16 protein-coding genes and 1 other RNA gene are annotated in these 18,709 nt (G+C 63.7%); 7 read left to right on the top strand and 10 right to left on the bottom strand.

The window, feature by feature from the left end; translation table 11 throughout:
• Positions 1-42: 42 nt before the first annotated feature.
• From rnpB to HUI96_RS11185, 4 genes are all read right to left on the bottom strand, one after another.
• Positions 43-490: RNase P RNA component class A (rnpB, locus tag HUI96_RS11200), an RNA gene on the bottom strand.
• 82 nt (positions 491-572) lie between these two features.
• Positions 573-1,193, bottom strand: a complete 621-nt coding sequence (locus tag HUI96_RS11195) for a lytic transglycosylase domain-containing protein (protein ID WP_188254738.1) — start codon at positions 1,191-1,193, stop codon at positions 573-575.
• 207 nt (positions 1,194-1,400) lie between these two features.
• The gene (locus tag HUI96_RS11190) at positions 1,401-2,150 is read right to left on the bottom strand and encodes an N-acetylmuramoyl-L-alanine amidase (protein ID WP_188254737.1); all 750 of its coding nucleotides are present in this window, start codon (positions 2,148-2,150) and stop codon (positions 1,401-1,403) included.
• Positions 2,147-2,866, bottom strand: a complete 720-nt coding sequence (locus tag HUI96_RS11185; RefSeq protein ID WP_188254736.1) for a J domain-containing protein — start codon at positions 2,864-2,866, stop codon at positions 2,147-2,149. The genes HUI96_RS11190 and HUI96_RS11185 overlap by 4 nt, the downstream gene beginning before the upstream one ends.
• Positions 2,867-2,986: 120 nt before the next feature.
• Here HUI96_RS11185 and HUI96_RS11180 point away from each other — a divergent pair, with 120 nt between their 5' ends.
• Positions 2,987-3,889: a DMT family transporter gene (locus HUI96_RS11180; protein ID WP_188254735.1), complete on the top strand. Its 903-nt coding sequence runs from the start codon at positions 2,987-2,989 to the stop codon at positions 3,887-3,889.
• Between the two features lie 42 nt (positions 3,890-3,931).
• Here the strand turns inward: HUI96_RS11180 and HUI96_RS11175 are convergent, their stop codons facing one another.
• Positions 3,932-4,210 carry a hypothetical protein gene (locus HUI96_RS11175; RefSeq protein WP_188254734.1) on the bottom strand — a complete coding sequence of 93 codons (279 nt, stop codon included), beginning with the start codon at positions 4,208-4,210 and terminating at the stop codon, positions 3,932-3,934.
• Between the two features lie 169 nt (positions 4,211-4,379).
• Here HUI96_RS11175 and HUI96_RS11170 point away from each other — a divergent pair, with 169 nt between their 5' ends.
• Positions 4,380-8,171 carry a hydantoinase B/oxoprolinase family protein gene (locus HUI96_RS11170; protein ID WP_188254733.1) on the top strand — a complete coding sequence of 1,264 codons (3,792 nt, stop codon included), beginning with the start codon at positions 4,380-4,382 and terminating at the stop codon, positions 8,169-8,171.
• A gap of 9 nt (positions 8,172-8,180) precedes the next feature.
• Here the strand turns inward: HUI96_RS11170 and HUI96_RS11165 are convergent, their stop codons facing one another.
• Positions 8,181-8,570 (bottom strand): cupin domain-containing protein, encoded by a 390-nt coding sequence (locus tag HUI96_RS11165; RefSeq protein ID WP_188254732.1) that lies wholly within the window; start codon positions 8,568-8,570, stop codon positions 8,181-8,183.
• A 170-nt stretch (positions 8,571-8,740) separates the two neighbouring features.
• On the opposite strand from HUI96_RS11165, the gene HUI96_RS11160 reads away from it, so the two are divergent.
• From HUI96_RS11160 to HUI96_RS11145, 4 genes are all read left to right on the top strand, one after another.
• Positions 8,741-9,985: a DUF3419 family protein gene (locus HUI96_RS11160; RefSeq protein ID WP_188254731.1), complete on the top strand. Its 1,245-nt coding sequence runs from the start codon at positions 8,741-8,743 to the stop codon at positions 9,983-9,985.
• Complete coding sequence (locus HUI96_RS11155) at positions 9,982-10,662, top strand: class I SAM-dependent methyltransferase (protein ID WP_188254730.1); 681 nt, start codon at positions 9,982-9,984, stop codon at positions 10,660-10,662. The genes HUI96_RS11160 and HUI96_RS11155 overlap by 4 nt, the downstream gene beginning before the upstream one ends.
• Positions 10,663-10,867: 205 nt before the next feature.
• Positions 10,868-11,692: a glycoside hydrolase family 25 protein gene (locus tag HUI96_RS11150; RefSeq protein WP_188254729.1), complete on the top strand. Its 825-nt coding sequence runs from the start codon at positions 10,868-10,870 to the stop codon at positions 11,690-11,692.
• Positions 11,693-11,773: 81 nt separating this feature from the next.
• Entirely contained in the window at positions 11,774-12,952 is a 1,179-nt protein-coding gene (locus HUI96_RS11145; RefSeq protein WP_188254728.1) for a lytic murein transglycosylase, read from the top strand.
• Between the two features lie 165 nt (positions 12,953-13,117).
• Here HUI96_RS11145 and gstA read toward each other — a convergent pair whose 3' ends face one another.
• Together gstA and HUI96_RS11135 are read right to left on the bottom strand one after the other, a co-directional pair.
• Entirely contained in the window at positions 13,118-13,723 is a 606-nt protein-coding gene (gene gstA / locus HUI96_RS11140) for a glutathione transferase GstA (protein WP_188254727.1), read from the bottom strand.
• Positions 13,724-13,979: 256 nt separating this feature from the next.
• Entirely contained in the window at positions 13,980-15,203 is a 1,224-nt protein-coding gene (locus HUI96_RS11135) for an alanine racemase (protein WP_188254726.1), read from the bottom strand.
• A 272-nt stretch (positions 15,204-15,475) separates the two neighbouring features.
• Here HUI96_RS11135 and HUI96_RS11130 point away from each other — a divergent pair, with 272 nt between their 5' ends.
• Positions 15,476-16,411, top strand: a complete 936-nt coding sequence (locus HUI96_RS11130; RefSeq protein WP_237684080.1) for a DMT family transporter — start codon at positions 15,476-15,478, stop codon at positions 16,409-16,411.
• A 345-nt stretch (positions 16,412-16,756) separates the two neighbouring features.
• Here the strand turns inward: HUI96_RS11130 and metF are convergent, their stop codons facing one another.
• Both metF and HUI96_RS11120 read right to left on the bottom strand, forming a co-directional pair.
• A complete protein-coding gene (metF, locus tag HUI96_RS11125) occupies positions 16,757-17,686 on the bottom strand; it encodes a methylenetetrahydrofolate reductase [NAD(P)H] (protein ID WP_188254725.1) in 930 nt (309 codons plus the stop codon).
• Entirely contained in the window at positions 17,686-18,690 is a 1,005-nt protein-coding gene (locus HUI96_RS11120; RefSeq protein ID WP_188254724.1) for an ArsR/SmtB family transcription factor, read from the bottom strand. Before HUI96_RS11120 ends, metF begins: the two co-directional genes overlap by 1 nt.
• Positions 18,691-18,709 lie beyond the last annotated feature (19 nt).

Raw genomic sequence — 18,709 nt, 5'->3', positions numbered from 1 at the left:
GACGCACCTCAACCAGCGGGCGTTGGCCATTCTGGGAAACGAGATGTCAGCCGGCCTGTAAGCCGGGTTTTGTATGGCCCGCCGCCTTGCGGCAGGCGGACGTGGCGACCATTCGTCTTGGACGCGGATTGCTCCGCGTCTCGCGCAACCTACCCGGATGGCTGGACCGGAAACAGTCCTGAGGGTCGCCCCTCGCGCCATCCCTATTCGGTTTTGCTCCCGGTGGGGTTTGCCGTGCCGCTCCCGTTGCCGGCAGCGCGGTGGGCTCTTACCCCACCCTTTCACCCTTACCCCGCCAATAGATCGGCCCTCTGCGGCAGCCTGGCCCATGCAAATGAGCCGATCTATAGGCGGGGCGGTTTGCTTTCTGTGGCACTTTCCCTGGGGTCGCCCCCGCCGGTCGTTAACCGGCACCGTGTCTCCATGGAGCCCGGACTTTCCTCACCCGCGACCTTTCGGCGCTTGCGGGTGCGGCCGCCCAGCCGACTGACGGTGCGTATAAAGGCGCTCGGACGGCAAAACGCAACCCGAACACCTGGATTCATGCAGGAAATTCTTCCGGCCGGATCGCTTTACCGGTTGTTGGTCATGATCCGCTGGACCTTGCCGCAGTAGGCCTTGGAGATCGGGTTCATGCGCTTGGCGCCGTGACCAGCATTGTATTTCAGGATCGTACCGCAAGTGGAGCCGCCGCCGAGCTTGTGGGCCTTGGCGAGATACATCATGCCGTACTTGATGTTGGTCTCGGGGTCGAACAGACCCTTCGCCGACCCGGAGTAGCCCATGTAGCGCGCGGTCGCCGGCTTGATCTGCATGAGACCGATTTCTCCCGCGGCACCACGCACATTCGGTCGGTAGTTGCTTTCCACCGTGATGACAGCATGTGCAAGGGTGAGAGGCACACCATACTCGGCGGCATAGCGGGCGACGACCGTACCGTAAGGACGGGTGGACGCCTTTTGGGTAAATCTGTTGAGCCTGAGATCGGCCGTGAAGCCGAATGCGCTCTGGGACTTCGTAACATTTTCATTCGCCGCGGCGACCATCTTGGTGATCGGAAACTCGATCCGCGGCTTGATATTCTCTGATGCGCTGGGTGTAATCTCCAGCTTATTCTTGTTGTCTGACGCGTTTGCGGCAAAAGCGGTCACGGCGGCGGCGAATGCCACCGTCAAGAAGATCGATTTTGTCATCATGCCCTGTTTTTGTGGGCCAGCGGCGGAACCGCATGGCTTCTCATTCGTTAGGCACACAGAGGGATGTATGCCGGCGAGTGTAGCCTGCGGTTCTAGGGTGAACTGTGGGAAGAAGATGGCGTATGCCGATCACAAACGATTACAGTCTGTGATTTCGCGCTATCCTATATAGAAGATGACCAGCAACCTTGGAGTCGACCCGGCTCACAGCAAGGAACAAAGATCCTGCAAAGTCTTTGTTGTACTTACGTCGGCGACCCCGTCCACGCGCGCCGGCCGAAAATGCCTCTGAAATGCTGAAACGATAGTCGCTGTACGCTGATCGTATGTGCCCGTGATATCGATGTCGTAGCCGTACCGCGACAGCATGCGCTGAAAGTCGCGCACGGGCTCTTCCGCGCTGCCCGATACCAGCGAAGGTCCCGCTTGGATCTGCGTCGGCGTGACAAAGTGGCCAACGCCTTCGATTGCCAGCCGCCCCCAAGGAAAACGTTCTCCCGGATCGACCTTGCGCCCGGGCGCGACGTCGGAATGGGCGAGCACCATGTCCGGCCTTATTGCATGCCGCCCGATGATGCCGCGGCAAAGCTCGATGACCGCCTCGATCTGGAAGGAAGGGAAATCGACATATCCGAACTCATGCCCTGGATTGACGATCTCGATACCGATCGACCAGGAATTTATGTCGGTCACGCCTTTCCAACTGCTCTTGCCGGCGTGCCAGGCACGATCGTTCTCCCGCACCATCTGTACGATCCGGCCGTCCTCATGGACGAGGTAGTGCGACGAGACCTCGCTCGCCGGGTTGCACAGCCAATCCTCAGCGGCCGCACCCGTCGCCATGCCGGTGTAATGGAGGATGATGAGTTCGGGCCTGAGCCCGTCCCGTCGCGGGCCGAAATTCGGCGATGGGCGGACCTCGACGCCGATATGGTCGGGCGCAAAAGTATTCATAAGGCGCGCACGCCGCGCTCGATCGCTTCGTAGGCGGCATTGATGGCAGCCAGCCTGGTGGTGGCGATCGCGATGAGTTCGCTCGGCAGTCCGCGTGCAATCAGCCGGTCTGGATGGTTGTCGGCGACCAGCTTGCGATAGCGTCGCCGCACTTCCTCGAACGGGCGGCCTGGCTCTATCCCGAGGACGGAGTATGGGTCGGTTTCGCCGAGTTCGATATGTCGAGCCAGGATGGTTCGGTAATGATCCTCGCTGATCTCGAATATCTCGGCGACGCGATGAAGATACCGCTGCTCGCGCTCGTGCAGCAGCCCGTCCGCCTTGGCGATGTGAAACAGGCCGTCGAGTATGTCCTCGAGCATCCTGCAGTTCCTGCGGCCCGAGCCGCAAAGGCCCGCCATCTTCTCGGCATAGGCCTCGAACCCCGCAATATCCTGCTGGGCGAGATCGTACAGCCTGGTGACATTCCGCTCCTCTGCGGCGGGAACGGAGAAGATCTGCCGAAACGCACGCACCTCGTCCTGCGTCACGATGCCGTCCGCCTTGGCCATTTTGGCCGACAGCGCAATCATGGCCACCGAGAAGGCCACCCGCCGGCGCAGTTCTGGATCGCCCGCGAAGGCAGTTTTCAGGGCCTCCACCAAATCGGCAACGCCGCCGCGCGCCGAAGCCCCGATCCTGGCTGCGAAATCTCCGATGCGTTCCCAAATCGACATGGCCGCTAAATAGCCAAACCGGTGCGATTTGGCGAGCCGAACGTCCGGCCAGACAACGTCTCGGCGTGGCCCAATCGATTTGGCGGGACGTGCGGGCCGGCCCAGGATAACGGCACTTTCATGGACCAGCCGGCTCAATGCGCCTCAAAGCCTTTCCTTTCGCGGGAGGCTGCCGGCCTGCTTCTCGGCTTCGTCGGGGTTGTCGTGTTCGGCGGCACGCTGCCGGCCACACGGGTGGCACTCGGCCTGTTCTCGCCATGGTTCATCACCTACGGACGCGCCGCGGTCGCTTCGGCCGCTGCGGCTTTGGTTCTACTCGCGCTACGCCGGCCCTTTCCCAGGCAAGACGCGACGAGCCTTTTGCTTGCGGGAGCGCTTCTCGTCTTCGGTTTTCCCATCCTGTCTTCCATCGCACTGCAGACGGTCCCGGCCGCCCATGGCGGCGTAGTGCTTGGCATCCTTCCGCTGGCAACGAGCATCTTCGCAGCGCTGCTCGGAGGGGAGCGGCCATCCCCCTTGTTCTGGATATGCGGCGTCGTGGGGGCCGCCCTGGTGATTGGGTTCGCCCTGTACGACAGCGAGCTAAGCTTCTCGTCCGGCGACAGCTTCCTGCTCCTCGCAGCGCTGGCGGCAAGCCTCGGCTATGTCGTATCGGGCAAGGTCGCGCGCACCATGCCGGGCTGGGAGGTGATATGCTGGGCGCTTATCCTGACATCGCCTGCCAGCGCCGTCGGCGCGATCCTCACCTTCGACAGCGGATATCTGCAGGCTTCTCCGGAACAGGCGTTCGCCTTCTTCTATTTGGCGCTGGGGTCGATGTTCCTGGGATTCTTTGCCTGGAACGTCGGCCTGGCGATGGGCGGCATTGCGCGCGTCAGCCAGGTTCAGCTGCTGCAGACGTTCGTGACGCTGGCGCTGGCAGCTCTCTTCCTTGGCGAACGGATCACCCTGGAAACGCTCGTCTTCGCCGGCGCCGTCGTCCTCGTCGTGGCACTCGGGCGGCGCGCCCGGATCTCGCGCTGAAGGGGCCGAGGCTTCCGGCCCTTATTCCAATCCGTCAGCCGGTCACTGAGCAGGCGCCGGGGCGGGCGCTGGGCTAGCGGGCTTCTGCGCCGGCGCGGTACCCTGCATCTGCCCACCTGTGCCAGTCTGCGGTTTCGGCGTGGTGGACTGAGTGGTCGTCTTGTCGGTCGGCGACGGCGTCGCTGGCGTCGTCTTGGTCTCAGTCTGGTTGGCCGGTGCAGGCGTCGTGCTCTGGGTGGTGGATTTCTTCGAATTGTCGCTGCAGGCGGCCAAGCCCAGCAGTGCCACGGCCGAAACGGAAGCAAGGATTAGCTTCTTCATCTTCGTCTCCTGTCGCTCTTCGGTCCGGTAACCAACTGCGTGAAGACTTCTTGTGTTGCTTCACGACTCCTTACGTGCGGTAACAATCCGCGAGCGCCCCATTGACTTGCGCCGCAACCACCGGCAACCGAGTTTCTGCGTGTAATCCGATAGCTGAGCATAGCGTCAAATGAATGGCAGATGGGATTTCTGGATCGATCGCGGCGGCACCTTCACCGACGTGATCGCCCGCGCACCCGACGGCTCTCTCAAAGCGCGCAAGCTCCTTTCCGAGAATCCCCGGGCCTACACCGACGCGGCGATCCAGGGCGTCCGCGATCTGCTCGGCATCGGCCGTACTGAAGCCATCCCGTCCGAGGCGATTGGCGAAATCAAGATGGGGACGACGGTCGCGACCAACGCGCTGCTGGAACGGAAAGGCGACCGCGTGCTGCTGCTGATCACGCGCGGTTTTCGGGACGCCCTTCGCATCGCCTATCAGGCGCGACCCGACATCTTCGCCAAGGAGATCATCCTGCCCGAACAGCTCTATGAGCGGGTCGTGGAGGTGGACGAGCGCGTGCGAGCGGACGGCACGGTCGAAACGCCTCTCGACCTCGATGCACTTAAGCCGACAATTGAAAGTGCCCGAGCCGATGGCATCGACGCGGTGGCGATCGTGTTCATGCATGCCTGGAAGTACCCGCTGCATGAGCAGGCAGTGGCGGAAATGTGCCGCGGCATCGGATTTGGACAGGTCTCCGTCAGCCACGAAGTGTCGCCGCTGATCAAGCTGATCGGCCGCGGCGATACCACTGTGGTGGACGCCTATCTCTCGCCGATCCTGTCGCGATATGTGCGGCGGGTGGGTGCGGAGTTCGGCGCGCGCTCCCCCCTTGAGGGGGAGATGGCCGCGCAGCGGCCAGAGGGGGTCGTTGCGGCCGAGCGCCAGCCCCCTGCCGTATTGATAGAAAACGAGGCGCCGAGCCCGGACGCCGCGACCCCTCCCGGCCAGCCTGCAACTGGCCGCCCTCCCCTCAAGGGGGCGGGGAAACCCCGCCTCATGTTCATGATGTCCTCTGGCGGTCTCACCGCCGCCGACCAGTTCCAGGGCAAGGACGCCCTCCTCTCCGGCCCGGCGGGCGGCGTGGTCGGCATGGTCGAGACGGCGAAATCCGCCGGCTTCTCAAAAGTGATCGGCTTCGACATGGGGGGCACGTCGACCGATGTCGCGCACTATGACGGCGCGTACGAACGGGCCTTCGACACCGAAGTGGCAGGTGTGCGCATCCGCGCGCCGATGATGCGCATCCATACGGTCGCCGCCGGCGGCGGGTCGATCCTGCACTATGAGGCCGGCAGGTTCCGGGCAGGACCGGATTCGGCCGGCGCCGACCCCGGCCCGACGAGCTATCGCCGCGGCGGGCCCCTGACTGTCACCGACGCCAATGTCATGCTCGGCAAGCTGCAGCCGGACCATTTCCCGGCGATCTTCGGTCCGGACCAGAACCTGCCGCTCGAATATGAAGGCGTGCGGCAGAGGTTCGAGGCGCTCGCGGCCGAGATCGGCGACGGCCGGACGGCCGAGCAGGTGGCCGAAGGTTTCGTCACTGTCGCCGTGGAGAACATGGCGAATGCGATCAAGAAGATCTCGGTGCAGCGAGGCTACGACGTCACCGAATATCTCCTCAACTGCTTCGGCGGCGCCGGCGGTCAGCACGCCTGCCTCGTGGCCGATGCGCTCGGCATTGAGGCCGTTCTGATCCACCCCTTCTCGGGCCTTCTGTCGGCTTATGGCATCGGTCTCGCCTCGATCTTCGCATCACGCCAGAAGGGTTTTCTGCGGCCGCTGGAAGATGCATCGCGGGAGGGGATCGATCCGGTCATAAACGAGTTGCGGACGGAGGTACTTGCGGAACTCGCCAGCCAGGGCGTTCCGGAGATCGCCGCCGATTGCCGACCCATCCTGCACATTCGCTATGACGGCACGGATACTGCCCTCCCGGTTCCCTATGATGCAGGCTCGATCGACGAGGCCAAGCAGCAATTCGAAAGGGCGCACAAAGCGCAGTTCGGTTTCGTCTACGAGGACAGGCCGCTTGTGGTCGAGGCGATCGCGGTCGAGGGCTCCGACAGCCGTGGCCGGCTTGCCCATGAACCTGACTCGACACTGCAGGAAACCGCGCCAAGCCCTTCCGAGTGCCGCAATATCTTCTTCGAGGGTTCCTGGCACAGCGCGAGCCTCTTTCTTCGCGAGGCGCTCAAGCCCGGCAACCGGATCGCAGGGCCGGCGCTGATCATCGAGCCGCACCAGACGATCGTGGTCGAGCCCGGCTGGCGCGCTGAGATCACCGCGAACAACCACGTCCTGATGCGCCGCGCGGAGAGGAAGCAGCGCCGCGCCGCACTCGGCACCGAGGCGGATCCCGTGATGCTGGAGGTCTTCAACAACCTGTTCATGTCGATCGCCGAGCAGATGGGCGTGACGCTCCAGAACACCGCCTATTCGGTCAACATCAAGGAGCGCCTCGATTTCTCCTGCGCGGTCTTCGACCGCAACGGAGCGCTCGTCGCCAACGCGCCGCACATGCCGGTCCATCTCGGATCGATGGACCGCTCGGTCGAGACGATCATTCGCCTCAACGAAGGCGACATCTATCCGGGAGACGTCTTCGCCCTCAACGCGCCCTACAACGGCGGTACGCACCTGCCGGACATCACGGTGGTGACGCCGGTGTTCTCGTTTCCCCTTGGGGAGAGTAATGCCCCAACTATCCTCTTCTGGGTCGCTTCCCGTGGCCACCACGCCGACATCGGCGGCACGGCGCCTGGATCGATGACCCCGCTCGCCACCACGGTGGAAGAGGAAGGCGTGCTCTTCGACAATTTCCGCATCGTCAGCGAGGGGCGCTTCCGCGAGGCCGAGTTGACGGAGTTGCTGACCAATCACCCCTACCCCGCCCGCAACCCGCGCCAGAACATCGCCGACCTCAAGGCGCAGATCGCCGCCAACGAGAAGGGCGTCGCCGAATTGAGGAAGATGGTCGACCATTTCGGTCTCCCGGTGGTCGAGGCCTATATGGTCCATGTCCAGGACAACGCCGCCGAGAGCGTGCGCCGCGTGCTCGACCGCCTGCCCGATTTGGCGCAATACGCGTACTCCACCGACACCGGCCAGACGATCCGGGTGAAGATCACGGTCGACCGCGAAAAGCGCGAGGCGACCGTCGACTTCACCGGCACCTCGCCCGTGATGAAGAACAATTTCAACGCGCCCGAGCCGGTCACTCGCGCCGCCGTCCTTTACGCGTTCCGCGTCATGGTCGAAGGATCGATCCCGATGAATGCGGGCTGCCTGAGGCCCATCAACGTCGTCATCCCGGACGGCTGCATGCTGAAGCCCGCATGGCCGGCTGCGGTGGTGGCCGGCAATGTCGAGACCTCGCAGCACGTTACCAACGCCCTTTTCGGGGCGATGGGTGCGCTCGCAAACGCGCAAGGCACGATGAACAATCTCACTTTCGGCAATGACCGCTACCAGTATTACGAGACGATCTGCTCCGGCTCGCCGGCGGGGCGGATGAACGACGGTCGCGGCTTTGCGGGTACGTCCGCAGTCCACACCCACATGACCAATTCGCGGCTGACCGACCCCGAGGTGCTGGAACTGCGCTTCCCGGTCCTGCTCGAGGATTTCCATATCCGTGAAGGTTCGGGCGGCAAGGGTCGCTGGAACGGCGGCGACGGCACGCAGCGTACAATCCGGTTCCTCGAGCGGATGGAGTGCGCGATTCTGTCCAGCCACCGTGCGCATCCTCCGCGCGGTCTCGACGGCGGCGGTGACGGCGAAGTCGGATCGACCATGGTCCGTCGAACCGACGGCACGCTCGAGACGCTCAAGGCATGCGACCAGACCGTGCTGCACCCTGGCGAGGCGGTCATCGTCACCACGCCGACGCCGGGCGGGTTTGGCCCACAATAAGCTCGCCACTTATTCCAGGTTGGTCTGAATCCATTTGGGTGACAGGTGGATGTCGAGCGTCTGCAGCCGCCCGGGCCCGAGATTGATGAAACGGTGCGGCAAGGCGGCCGGCCCGAGTACGATTTCGCCGGCCTCCGCATCAATCACCTGATCGCCTACGAAGAACCGCGCGCGGCCCTCCTGGATCACGAAGACCTCGTCATAGGGATGCACGTGCAGCACCGGGCCAGTACCGGGCTCGTCGTTGCCGTAGGTCAATATGGTGACCTGTGTCGGCAGCGTCTCCCCATTGACGGAACCGCGATACGGACCGGTCAGCGCGCCGTCGAAAAGCCGGGCCTTCGCGGGCGGGCGGCCGTCCGGGACGACGGTGTCGGGATCGAAATCGTGTCGAGCCATAATCGGCCTCCAATGTGCGGTCCGGAAGATGGTCGAGGCGGCCGGCGTCTGCAAGTCGCCGACGGTGCCTCCTGACAGTCGTCACGGGCCCGTCATCCTCGCGTCACCCGCCCGTCATCGCCCCGCGCTACTCGCCGTACAGATACACGTCAGCGGGAGTCGCGCCGGCAATGTCACAGACCTCCCTTGCCCCTCGAACTCGCGGCAACCGGCGCCTCAAGGAGGCCGTCTACCAGCACCGGGCATTGACCAAGGAGGGCTTGTCGGAGCGGCTCTTCACGCTTCTGTTCTCGGGCCTCGTCTATCCGCAAATCTGGGAAGACCCGGAAGTGGACATCGAGGCGATGCAACTCGCCGAGAACCATCGCGTCGTCACCATCGCCTCCGGCGGCTGCAATGTGCTGGCCTATCTTACCCGCTCTCCCAAGCGGATCGACGCGGTCGACCTTAACCCGGCCCATATAGCGCTGAACCGGCTAAAGCTCGCCGCTTTAATCCATCTACCCACTCAGCGCGATTTCCATCGCTTCTTCGGCGAGCCCGGCAATCGGTACAATGGCGCCGCCTACGATCGCTTCATCGCACCTCATCTCGACGCCCAATCGCGCCTCTATTGGGAAGGCCGCACCCTTCGCGGCCGCCGCATCGACCAGTTCAGGCGCAATTTCTACCGCACCGGACTGCTCGGCCAATTTATTGCCGCCGGCCATTGGGCGGCGCGGCTGCATGGGGTCGATCCGCGCCAGTTGATCGAAGCGCAGAATGTTCGCGAGCAGCGGCTCTTCTTCGAGGAGCAATTGGCGCCCATCTTCGACAAGCCCCTGTTGCGTTTTGCAACGGCCCAGAAGGCCTCGCTTTTCGGACTGGGGATACCGCCTGCGCAATACGAGGCGCTCCTTGCCAGTGGCGACGGCACGATGGCCGGCGTCTTGAAGCGGCGTCTCAGGAAGCTCGCATGCGACTTCCCCTTGAATGACAATTACTTCGCCTGGCAGGCTTTCGCGCGGCGTTATCCCGCGCCCGGGCAGGGACGGCTGCCCGCCTATCTTGAACCGGAGAACTTCGAGGTGCTCAAGGCGAATGCCGGCCGTGTCGTGATCCATCATGCCAATGTCGCCGAGCTCCTGGCGAGAAAGCCGGCCGGCTCGGTCGACCGTTTCGTGCTGCTGGACGCGCAGGACTGGATGACCGACGCGCAACTCAATGCGCTCTGGGCGGAGATCACGCGCACGGCTGCCCCGCAAGCGCGGGTCATCTTCCGGACTGCGGCCGAGCCAAGCCTTCTGCCGGGCCGGCTCTCCGACGGCCTGCTCGGCCGCTGGGATTACCGGGCCGAGGAATCGCGACAGCTCAGCGCCCGCGATCGCTCCGCCATCTATGGCGGCTTCCATCTCTATGTGCTTCACGACCGATGACCACGGCCGACACGTCCCGCCGGCATGCCGACCTGATGGACCGGAACTACCGGTTCCAGCGGCACATCTATGATTTCACGCGCAAATACTATCTCTTCGGCCGCGATCCGATGATTGAACGCATGCAGGTACCGGACGCTGGCTCGGTCCTGGAGATCGGCTGCGGAACGGGCCGCAATCTTGTGCTGGTCGGTCGACGGTACCAAAGCGCGCAGCTCTTCGGCCTGGATATCTCGGAAGCGATGTTGAGTACAGCGGCCGGCACGCTGGCCCGCAACGGGCTTTCGGCGCGCACGAGGCTTTCCCAGGGCGACGCAACGAATTTCGAACCCAAAGCCCTTTTCGGCGTCGGATCCTTCGACAGGGTATTCATCTCCTACGCCCTGTCGATGATCCCCGACTGGCAAGATGCGATCGCAGCCGCCTTGCGGGCGCTTTCTCCCGGCGGCTCGCTGCACATCGTCGATTTCGGCCAACAAGAAGGACTTCCGGGCTGGTTCAAGGCGGGCCTGCATGCCTGGCTGCGCAATTATCACGTCACGCCACGCCTTACCCTGGAGACGGAACTGCGGATGCAGGCCGGTTTGGCGGGCCGGCCGATGACCTTCCATCGATGGTATCGCGGCTATGCCTGGCACGCTGTGGTCGAGCCGATTGCTACCATGGAAGACTGCTGACCCACTGCCGCGCTCTCCTTCGTTCTTCTTCATTGACGTAGCGTCGCGCACGGATTTTACTTGCGAAGGCGCCTGGTGACCGATTTTCAACCATGTTGCGCCATCAATGAGGGATGTGGAGGGACTGCCGGCAGGCGCGGTGTCGGCCGGGGGACCAGACGGAAAACATGTGAGCTTCGCCGGGCTCCGGCGGCAAGGAGACGCTATGCGCCGACTCGCGGCTTTGGCTCTGGCCTGCCTGGTTGCCGGGTGCAGCACTATCGACGATCTCGGCGTGTCCTCCTCCGCGTCGATGCTGCCGCCGCAAAACGCCAAGGCGACGGTCGGCTATCCGGTGATGCTCAACCCGCGCTTCGGCGACAACGATCCGCATGAGTGGACCGCTCGCACCCCGTTCCAGTATGCCGTGCACGGCACCGACGTCTCGAAATACCAGCGCACCGTGGATTGGGCGACCGCGCGCGCCTCCGGCATCTCCTTCGCCTTCATCAAGGCGACCGAAGGCGGCGACCGCGTCGACGACAAGTTCCAGGAGCACTGGCACGGCGCGAAGACCGCCGGCATTCCGCGTGGCGCCTACCACTTCTATTATTTCTGCCGGCCCGCCGCCGAGCAGGCGCGCTGGTACATCGCCAACGTGCCGCGCGACCGCTCCTCGCTTCCGCCCGTGCTCGACATGGAATGGAACCCCAGTTCGCCGACCTGCAAGCTGCGGCCTCCGGCCGAGACGGTGCGCAGCGAGATGCGCATCTTCCTGTCCATGGTGGAGAAGCACTATGGCAAGAAGCCGATCATCTACACCTCGATCGACTTCTTCGAGGACAACAACCTTGCCTCCTTCACCGGCTATCATTATTGGCTGCGGTCGGTGGCGGACCACCCTAGCGACCGCTACGGGGCCCATCCGTTCGTCTTCTGGCAATATACGGGAACGGGAGTGGTCCCCGGCATCAAGGGCAATGCCGACCTCAACGTCTTCAACGGCAGCCACGCCGACTGGAGGAAGTGGATCAGCACCAACGAAGGCTGAGTTCATTTTCTGCTAGTTTTTGCCACGACTTTTGGGCAAGCGAACCCGACGACCTCAAGCTCAGGATGTGATGTGGCCGGCATGCGCAACATATTGAAGTCCCTCCCTTTCATTGCCTTGATGGCAATGACGGGCGTCGCGCACGCCCAGGAATGCGGGGCTGATTTCGAGCTCTGGCGGAAGGGCGTGGCCGATGACGCGCGTACCGCTGGGGTAGGCGAGCGCGGCCTCTCGGCGCTGGCGGCCGCAGAGATCGACTCGCGCGTGCTTGCCCGTGACCGCTCGCAGGCCGTGTTCAATCAGACCTTCATCGAGTTCTCCTCGCGCATGATCTCGGATTATCGCCTGAAGCATGGGGCGGCCAATCTGAAGAAATATGCCGACACCTTCGCGCGCGCCGAGCAGGAGTTCGGCGTGCCGGGCCCGGTGATCGCCGCCTTCTGGGCGCTGGAGACGGATTTCGGCGCGGTCCAGGGCGATTTCCATACGCTCAACGCCCTCGTCACCCTGGCGCATGACTGCCGCCGGCCCTATCTCTTCAGGCCGCAACTCGTGCCGCTGCTCACCCTCATCGATCGCGGCGTACTGCCGGCCGATGTCAAGGGTGCCTGGGCCGGCGAGATCGGCCAGACGCAGATCCTTCCCACGGATTATCTCGCGCGCGGCGTGGACGGCGACGGCGACGGCGTGATCGACCTTCGCGGCAGCGCGCCCGATGCGATCCTGACCACGGCCAACAAGGTCCTGCATCGCGGCTGGAAGCGCGGGGAGCCCTGGCTGATGGAGGTCCGCGTGCCGGACGATCTCCCGTGGGAACAGACCGGACGCACCAACAAGCTGCCGCTGTCGCAGTGGAGCGACTGGGGCGTGACCGGGCCGGACGGCTCGCCGCTCGAAGACACCGGGCTGAAGGCCGGCCTCGTCCTGCCCATGGGCCGCAAGGGCCCCGCCTTCCTCGGCTTCGACAACTACGACGTTTATCTCCACTGGAACCAGTCGGCGACGTATGCGCTGACGGCCGCGGTGCTCGCCACCCGGCTTGCCGGCGCCCCGCCCTACGACAAGCGGAACCCCGAGCCCGGCCTGGTCGGCGACGCCATGAAGCAGCTCCAGCAGAAGCTCGTCGAGAAGGGCTATGACGTCGGCGCGATCGACGGCATTCTTGGGGTCAACACCCGCGAAGCGGTCCGCCAGGAGCAGATGAAGCGCGGCCTTCCTGTCGACGGCTGGCCTACGCCCGAGTTGCTTGCGCAAATGTAGGGCAATCTGCCGCGCATTGCGCAGCAATGCCTGCCAAACTGGCGTATCCCTGACTAAGGACAGGCAAACGCGCTCTCCTGCTTGGCGGAGCGATGCGGCGCGCAGATGGCGCGCCGCAAGTCTGTTGGGACGACTCTCCCAGTAAGAAACTTGATGACGGTGCCGTCAGGCGAGACCCTCTGCACGCAACGCTTTCTGCACGGCAGGTCGCGCAGCGACGGTTCCGAGGAAGCGCTGGACGTTGGCAAAGGGCGACAAATCGAAGCCGACGAACTTCGCCCAGCCGAGGACTGTCCATAGATAGGCGTCGGCGGCGGTGAAGACATCGCCCATCAGATAAGAGCGGCCCTCGAGCTTCCTATCGACATAAGCGATGCGCTTCGAGAGATGCGCGCGGTTCGTCTCCTTCGTTGCCTCGGGCGTGTCGGGCTTGAAAAATGGTGAGAAGGTCTTGTGCAGTTCCGTGGCAACGAAGGCCAGCCACTGCTGGGCGCGATAGCGCGCCATATCGCCGGGTCGAGGCATCAGACCGCTCTCGGGTTTCTGGTCGGCAAGATACTGAACCAGTACGGATGCCTCGGTCATCAGTTCTCCGTCAGGCAGAACCAGCGCAGGCACGTAGCCGTTTGGATTTGTGGTCAGGAAATCCTGATTCTGCTCGGTCTTCTTGCTGGCGCCGTCGACCTTGACGAGGTCGAGGTCAATGCCTGCTTCATTCGCGACAATGTGGGGAGCCAAAGAACAGGCTCCCGGCATGTAGAACAATTTCATTCAGGGTACTCCAGTGGAAGCTCGAGTTCCCTGACACAAGGCGACGCCGCTTTCAAACGCCGAAGCTGTGAACGCAGCGTTCTGATTTAGGGGACCTTTGGAGGCCACCCCTGCGTCGGCGGTCGCCCGTTTCCGGCTGCCGAATTGGGCCGGCTTTTCTCAACCGCACCGGTGTACGCTTCTAGGCCCGTAACCCGAATGTTCAGGAAATCGGCGGCTGGCCCCTGACCGCCTCGCTGAACTGGCGGTGTTCGCCCTACTCCGCCGCCATCGTCTCCACGGTCGCAAGGCCCTGCGGCGCCTCGCCTTCCTCGAACGGCGTGGTGACCTCGACGAAAGTGTCGGGGTAGAAGCCGTTGAAGCGGGTGCGCAGCGACAGCGAATAGGCGCCGATATGGCCGATCTCGATCCAGTCGCCGGTGTCGATCGTCTCCGGCAGCCAAAACGGCCGCGACAGGATGTCGACGGAGTCGCAGGTCGCTCCGCACACCTTGAACGGCACGATCGTCTTCTCGTTGCCGTTGCGCGAGCGGATCGCCGGGTCGGGGATGATGCGGGCGGGCAGCGTCAGCTTGCCTGTCCAACTGTCCGACAGCGAGGCCCAGATACCGTCGTTGATGTAGAGCCGCCTGCCCTTCCGCAGCAGCACGCGCACGACCAGCGAAAAGGCGCGCGCGACGATCACCCGCCCGGGCTCCGCAACCAGCGGCATCTTGTCGAAATTCCAGGCGGCGATGTCGGAACGCAGGCGCGACATCAACTGGCCGATCGAAGGCATGGGCGGCTTCTTGGACGCCGGATCGGTGCCGTACTCGGCCGGAAAGCCGCCGCCGACGTCCAGTCCCGCAATCGGGAAGCCGACGCGGTTGCGCACCCAGTCGGCGGAGGCGAGCGCCCGATCGTAGGTGTCGGGATCCTCGATCTGGCTGCCGACGTGGAAGCAAAGCCCGACCTTGTAGCCGGTCCGCTGCAGCCGCTGCGCCAGTTCGACCGCATAAGCGGGGCCGGCGCCGAATTTTTTCGACAGCTCGTAGGCCGCCTGCCCCTTGGTCTGGATGCGCACGAAGACCGTGATGGAGCCGGGATCGATGTCGAGCGCCCTGACCACGCGCGTCAGTTTGGTGATCTCGTCCTCATGGTCGACCGCGATCACGCGGATGCCATACTTCTCTAGTGCCAGGCGGATATCCGACTGGGCCTTCACCGGATGCATGTAAAGCATTTCGGCGTCGGGCGAGACCGCGCGCACCGCTGCGAACTCGCCGGGCGAGGCGACGTCGAAAGCTTTCACCCCGGCCTCGACGAGGGTCTTGAGCACGAGTTGCTCGCCATTCGTCTTCACCGCATAGGCGGTCTTGCCCGGAAACATCTCCATGAACTGACGGGCATCGGCCTTCAGCACCTCGGGCCGGAAGCAATAGACCGGGTCGTCCGGTCTCATCGCAAGCGCCGCCTGGGTGGCGTTCTGGAATATCCGCATGACGGCTCCTCGGGGTTCGGGCCCTCGTTAGCTCGCTTTCAGCCCGCAATGACTGGTCCACCCTGCAATGATTCGCAAGCAGGATGGTTCGGCAGACGATCATGGCAAGGCCCGCATTGCGCCTTTCCGCGGATTGTAGAGGACCTGACAGCCGCCGCTGACCTACTTTACGTTGCGCCAGCAGCAAGAATGCCTTGCGTCAGCCTGCAGGAACCGGGTGGCCACGAGAGCTGCGGACGCCTACGACGGCAGCAGCCATCAGGAATTCCGCAATGTCAACGATCCAGGCAGCAGCAAAGCATTCCGCTCCCATGTCGCTCAAGAGTTGGGCGATGCTCCTTCTGCTCGGCCTCATCTGGGGCGGCTCGTTCTTCTTCGCGCGCATCGCCGTTTCGGAGATCCACCCGCTGACGCTCGTCTTGCTTCGCGTGGCAATCGCGGCGGCTGCTCTCCACGTCTATCTTTCCGCGACAGGCATATCCTTCCGCATTGCGCTCCCGTTCGCCGGCAGCTTCGTCCTGCTCGCCATCCTCAACAACGTCATTCCCTTCTCGCTGATCTTCGCCGGTCAGACGCAGCTGGGAGCCGGGCTGGCCTCGGTGCTCAACGCTACGACGCCGTTCTGGACCGCGCTCCTCGCCAATGCACTGACGCAGGACGAAAAACTCACCTGGAACAAGACTGTTGGCATCCTGCTCGGCATCGCCGGCACGGCGGCAATGATCGGCCCCGGGCTGCTGGCCGGAATCGGCGGTTCGGTCTGGCCGAAACTGGCGCTGATCGGCGCCTCCCTTTCCTATGCAATGGCGCTGATGGTGGCCAAGCGCTTCAAGGGCGTGCCGCCGGCACTCGTCGCCGCGGCGCAGCTCACTGTGTCGAGCATCATCATGCTCCCGATCGCCGTCGCCACGGGCGGGCTCTACGCCCTTCCCTCGACCAGCGGCCATGTGTGGGCGGCGGTTTTCGCCCTCGCCCTTCTGTCGACTGCCTTCGCCTATCTGCTGTTCTTTCGGTTGGTCGCAAACGCTGGTGCCACCAACACATCGCTGGTGACGCTGATCGTGCCGGCGAGCGCGATTCTGCTCGGCGCGCTGTTTCTCCAGGAGCGCATGCAGCCGGTCGAGATGCTCGGAATGGCTGCGATCGCCGCGGGACTGGTGACCATCGACGGCCGGGTGTTCACGGCCTGGAATGCTCACGGAAGTTAACAACCTATGAAATTTTTCGCGAGCGGCTTTTCTGACGTTGTTTCAATCGGCTAGCCCGGAAGGGCCCCTGATCCTGCCGCAACGCAGCATCATTTCTGCTTGTACGAAGCTCAAACTCGCTTAGATTCCACCCCGTACTCTGCTCATGGAGGCATGCATGGGACTTGCACGGCCGATCAACGCGTTGATGATCTGTGCGGCATTCGCATTCATCGGCGCCTTGATCATGGGAGTTCTCCCTTAGATCATGAGTCGGGGGGTATCAGACTAGGTCTGACGCCAAAAATAAAATGAGAGAGGCCCGCCGGCAGCGGCGGGCCTCTCCAATTCCGGAAGCCTGGTCTCTCAGGCCGCGGCAGCACCGGCCACCTGCCCCACCGCTGCAGGCTCGTGCGAGCGGATGCCGATCATGTGGCAGATGGCGAAGGCGAGATCGGCGCGGTTCATCGTATAAAAGTGGAAATCCTGCACACCGCGCTCCACCAGATCCATCACCTGCTCGGCCGCCACGGCCGAGGCGACGAGCGCGTGCGTCTGCGGATCGTTCTGCAGCCCATCGAACCGCTCCGCCAGCCATGCCGGCACGTGTGCGCCGGCGCGCGATGAGAAGTTGGTGACCTGCGCGAAATTATGGACCGGCAAGATGCCCGGCACGATCGGGACATAGATGCCCGCCCGCCGGACCCGCTCCACGTAGCGCTCATAGACGTCGTTGTCGAAGAAGAACTGGGTGATGGCGCGGGTGGCGCCATTGTCGACCTTGCGCTGCAGCATGTCGATGTCAGTTGCGAAGTCAGGGCTTTCCGGGTGCTTCTCGGGATAGGCAGCAACCGAAACATCGAAATCGCCGATCTTCTTCATAGCGGCGACCAAGTCGGCGCCATTGGCGTAACCGTTGGGATGTGGTCTGTAGCGTGCTCCGACCCCCTCCGTCGGATCGCCGCGCAGCGCCACGAAGTTGCGGATGCCCATCTCCGCGAATTCCGAGATCACCTGATCGACCTCCTCCCGGGTGGCATCGATGCAGGTCATGTGGGCCGCCGGGCGCAGCCGCGTCTCGTCGAGAATACGCTTCACCGTGCGCGCCGTCCGTCCCCGCGTCGATCCCCCTGCCCCGTAGGTAACCGAAACGAACCGGGGCTCCAGCGGCTCCAGACGGGTGACCGTCTTCCAGAGCCGCTCCTCCATCTCATCGGTCTTTGGAGGAAAGAACTCGAACGAGACGCGAAGCCGGCTCGCGAGTTCGGGGCGGCGCGAGAAACGGTACTGGTTCATCAGACAGCTTCCCCTTGCAGGACGTTGGGTGGCTGGTCGGCGATCAGCAGCCGGCGGTCACGGCCGAGCCAGAGCTTCACCGTAAGCGCCGCGTCGGCCGCATGGCGCGGCTCGAATGCCTTTGCGGTCTCGAGGTCCAGGCCGGCCTCCTCGAACCATTCGGCGATCTGCTGGTCCGAGAAACCGAGGCGGATATGCGCGTGTTCCTCGCGAAGGAACTCGAGCGTGTGCGGGGCGAAGTCGACGATCACCAGCCGCCCGGCCGGCCTGATCAGGCGTGCCGCCTCACGGATCGCTTGCCCTGGCTCGTCCAGATAGTGCAGCACCTGGTGCATGGTAATGAGGTCGAAGCTGTCGCGCTCCAGAGGCGGCGCATAGATATCGCCCTGGCGCACCTGCGCGTGCGAGACGCCCGCGCGGTCGAGATTGGCGCGGGCGACAGCGAGCATCTCGCGCGACAGGTCGATACCGATGCCGCGCCGATAGAGCGGCGCGAACAGTTCGAGCAGTCGGCCGGTGCCTGTGCCAAGGTCGAGCATCGACTGGAACGGCTTGTTACCGATCGCCGTAATCAGCGCGTCCTCGACCGCCTTGTCCGGCGCGTGCATCTTGCGCAGTTCGTCCCAGGATGCGGCGTTGCGGCTGAAATAGGCGCTTGCCCGCTCCTGCCGGCGCTGCTTCACGGCGTGAAGCCGCTCCAGGTCCCGTTCGACCTGCGCATCGTTCTGACGAACGCGGGAAACGATGCCCTGCACGAACTCGCGCACATCCTCGTCGTCCGAGATGCGGAAGAACGCCCAGGAGCCCTCCTGGTAGCGCTCCACCAGGCCTGCCTCCATCAGGAGCTTGAGATGGCGCGAAACGCGCGGCTGCGACTGGTTGAGGATTTCCGTGATGTCGGAGACGGTGAGGTCGCCGCGTGCGATCAGCGAGAGGATCCGCAGGCGGCTGGATTCGGCCGCTGCCTTCAATATATCAACCATCTGGTCGAGCGTTATGCGCATCTTGTATCTGCAATCCGAA

It is taken from the genome of Pseudaminobacter soli (ex Zhang et al. 2022) (assembly GCF_014595955.1).
Taxonomy (GTDB): domain Bacteria; phylum Pseudomonadota; class Alphaproteobacteria; order Rhizobiales; family Rhizobiaceae; genus Kumtagia; species Kumtagia pseudosoli.
Note: the sequence above shows the minus strand (reverse complement) of the source record. Positions and strands in the feature narration are given on the sequence as shown.

What these genes read in the sequence shown, in the direction of transcription:
- HUI96_RS11165 (WP_188254732.1), bottom strand. Translation starts at nt 8,570, where the DNA reads ATGGCTCGACACGATTTCGATCCCGACACCGTCGTCCCGGACGGCCGC.
- HUI96_RS11190 (WP_188254737.1), bottom strand. Translation starts at nt 2,150, where the DNA reads ATGAATACTTTTGCGCCCGACCATATCGGCGTCGAGGTCCGCCCATCG.
- HUI96_RS11155 (WP_188254730.1), top strand. Translation starts at nt 9,982, where the DNA reads ATGACCACGGCCGACACGTCCCGCCGGCATGCCGACCTGATGGACCGG.
- HUI96_RS11195 (WP_188254738.1), bottom strand. Translation starts at nt 1,193, where the DNA reads ATGACAAAATCGATCTTCTTGACGGTGGCATTCGCCGCCGCCGTGACC.
- metF (WP_188254725.1), bottom strand. Translation starts at nt 17,686, where the DNA reads ATGAACCAGTACCGTTTCTCGCGCCGCCCCGAACTCGCGAGCCGGCTT.
- HUI96_RS11185 (WP_188254736.1), bottom strand. Translation starts at nt 2,866, where the DNA reads ATGTCGATTTGGGAACGCATCGGAGATTTCGCAGCCAGGATCGGGGCT.
- HUI96_RS11180 (WP_188254735.1), top strand. Translation starts at nt 2,987, where the DNA reads ATGGACCAGCCGGCTCAATGCGCCTCAAAGCCTTTCCTTTCGCGGGAG.
- HUI96_RS11170 (WP_188254733.1), top strand. Translation starts at nt 4,380, where the DNA reads ATGAATGGCAGATGGGATTTCTGGATCGATCGCGGCGGCACCTTCACC.
- HUI96_RS11160 (WP_188254731.1), top strand. Translation starts at nt 8,741, where the DNA reads ATGTCACAGACCTCCCTTGCCCCTCGAACTCGCGGCAACCGGCGCCTC.
- HUI96_RS11135 (WP_188254726.1), bottom strand. Translation starts at nt 15,203, where the DNA reads ATGCGGATATTCCAGAACGCCACCCAGGCGGCGCTTGCGATGAGACCG.
- HUI96_RS11130 (WP_237684080.1), top strand. Translation starts at nt 15,476, where the DNA reads ATGTCAACGATCCAGGCAGCAGCAAAGCATTCCGCTCCCATGTCGCTC.
- HUI96_RS11120 (WP_188254724.1), bottom strand. Translation starts at nt 18,690, where the DNA reads ATGCGCATAACGCTCGACCAGATGGTTGATATATTGAAGGCAGCGGCC.
- gstA (WP_188254727.1), bottom strand. Translation starts at nt 13,723, where the DNA reads ATGAAATTGTTCTACATGCCGGGAGCCTGTTCTTTGGCTCCCCACATT.
- HUI96_RS11150 (WP_188254729.1), top strand. Translation starts at nt 10,868, where the DNA reads ATGCGCCGACTCGCGGCTTTGGCTCTGGCCTGCCTGGTTGCCGGGTGC.
- HUI96_RS11145 (WP_188254728.1), top strand. Translation starts at nt 11,774, where the DNA reads ATGCGCAACATATTGAAGTCCCTCCCTTTCATTGCCTTGATGGCAATG.
- HUI96_RS11175 (WP_188254734.1), bottom strand. Translation starts at nt 4,210, where the DNA reads ATGAAGAAGCTAATCCTTGCTTCCGTTTCGGCCGTGGCACTGCTGGGC.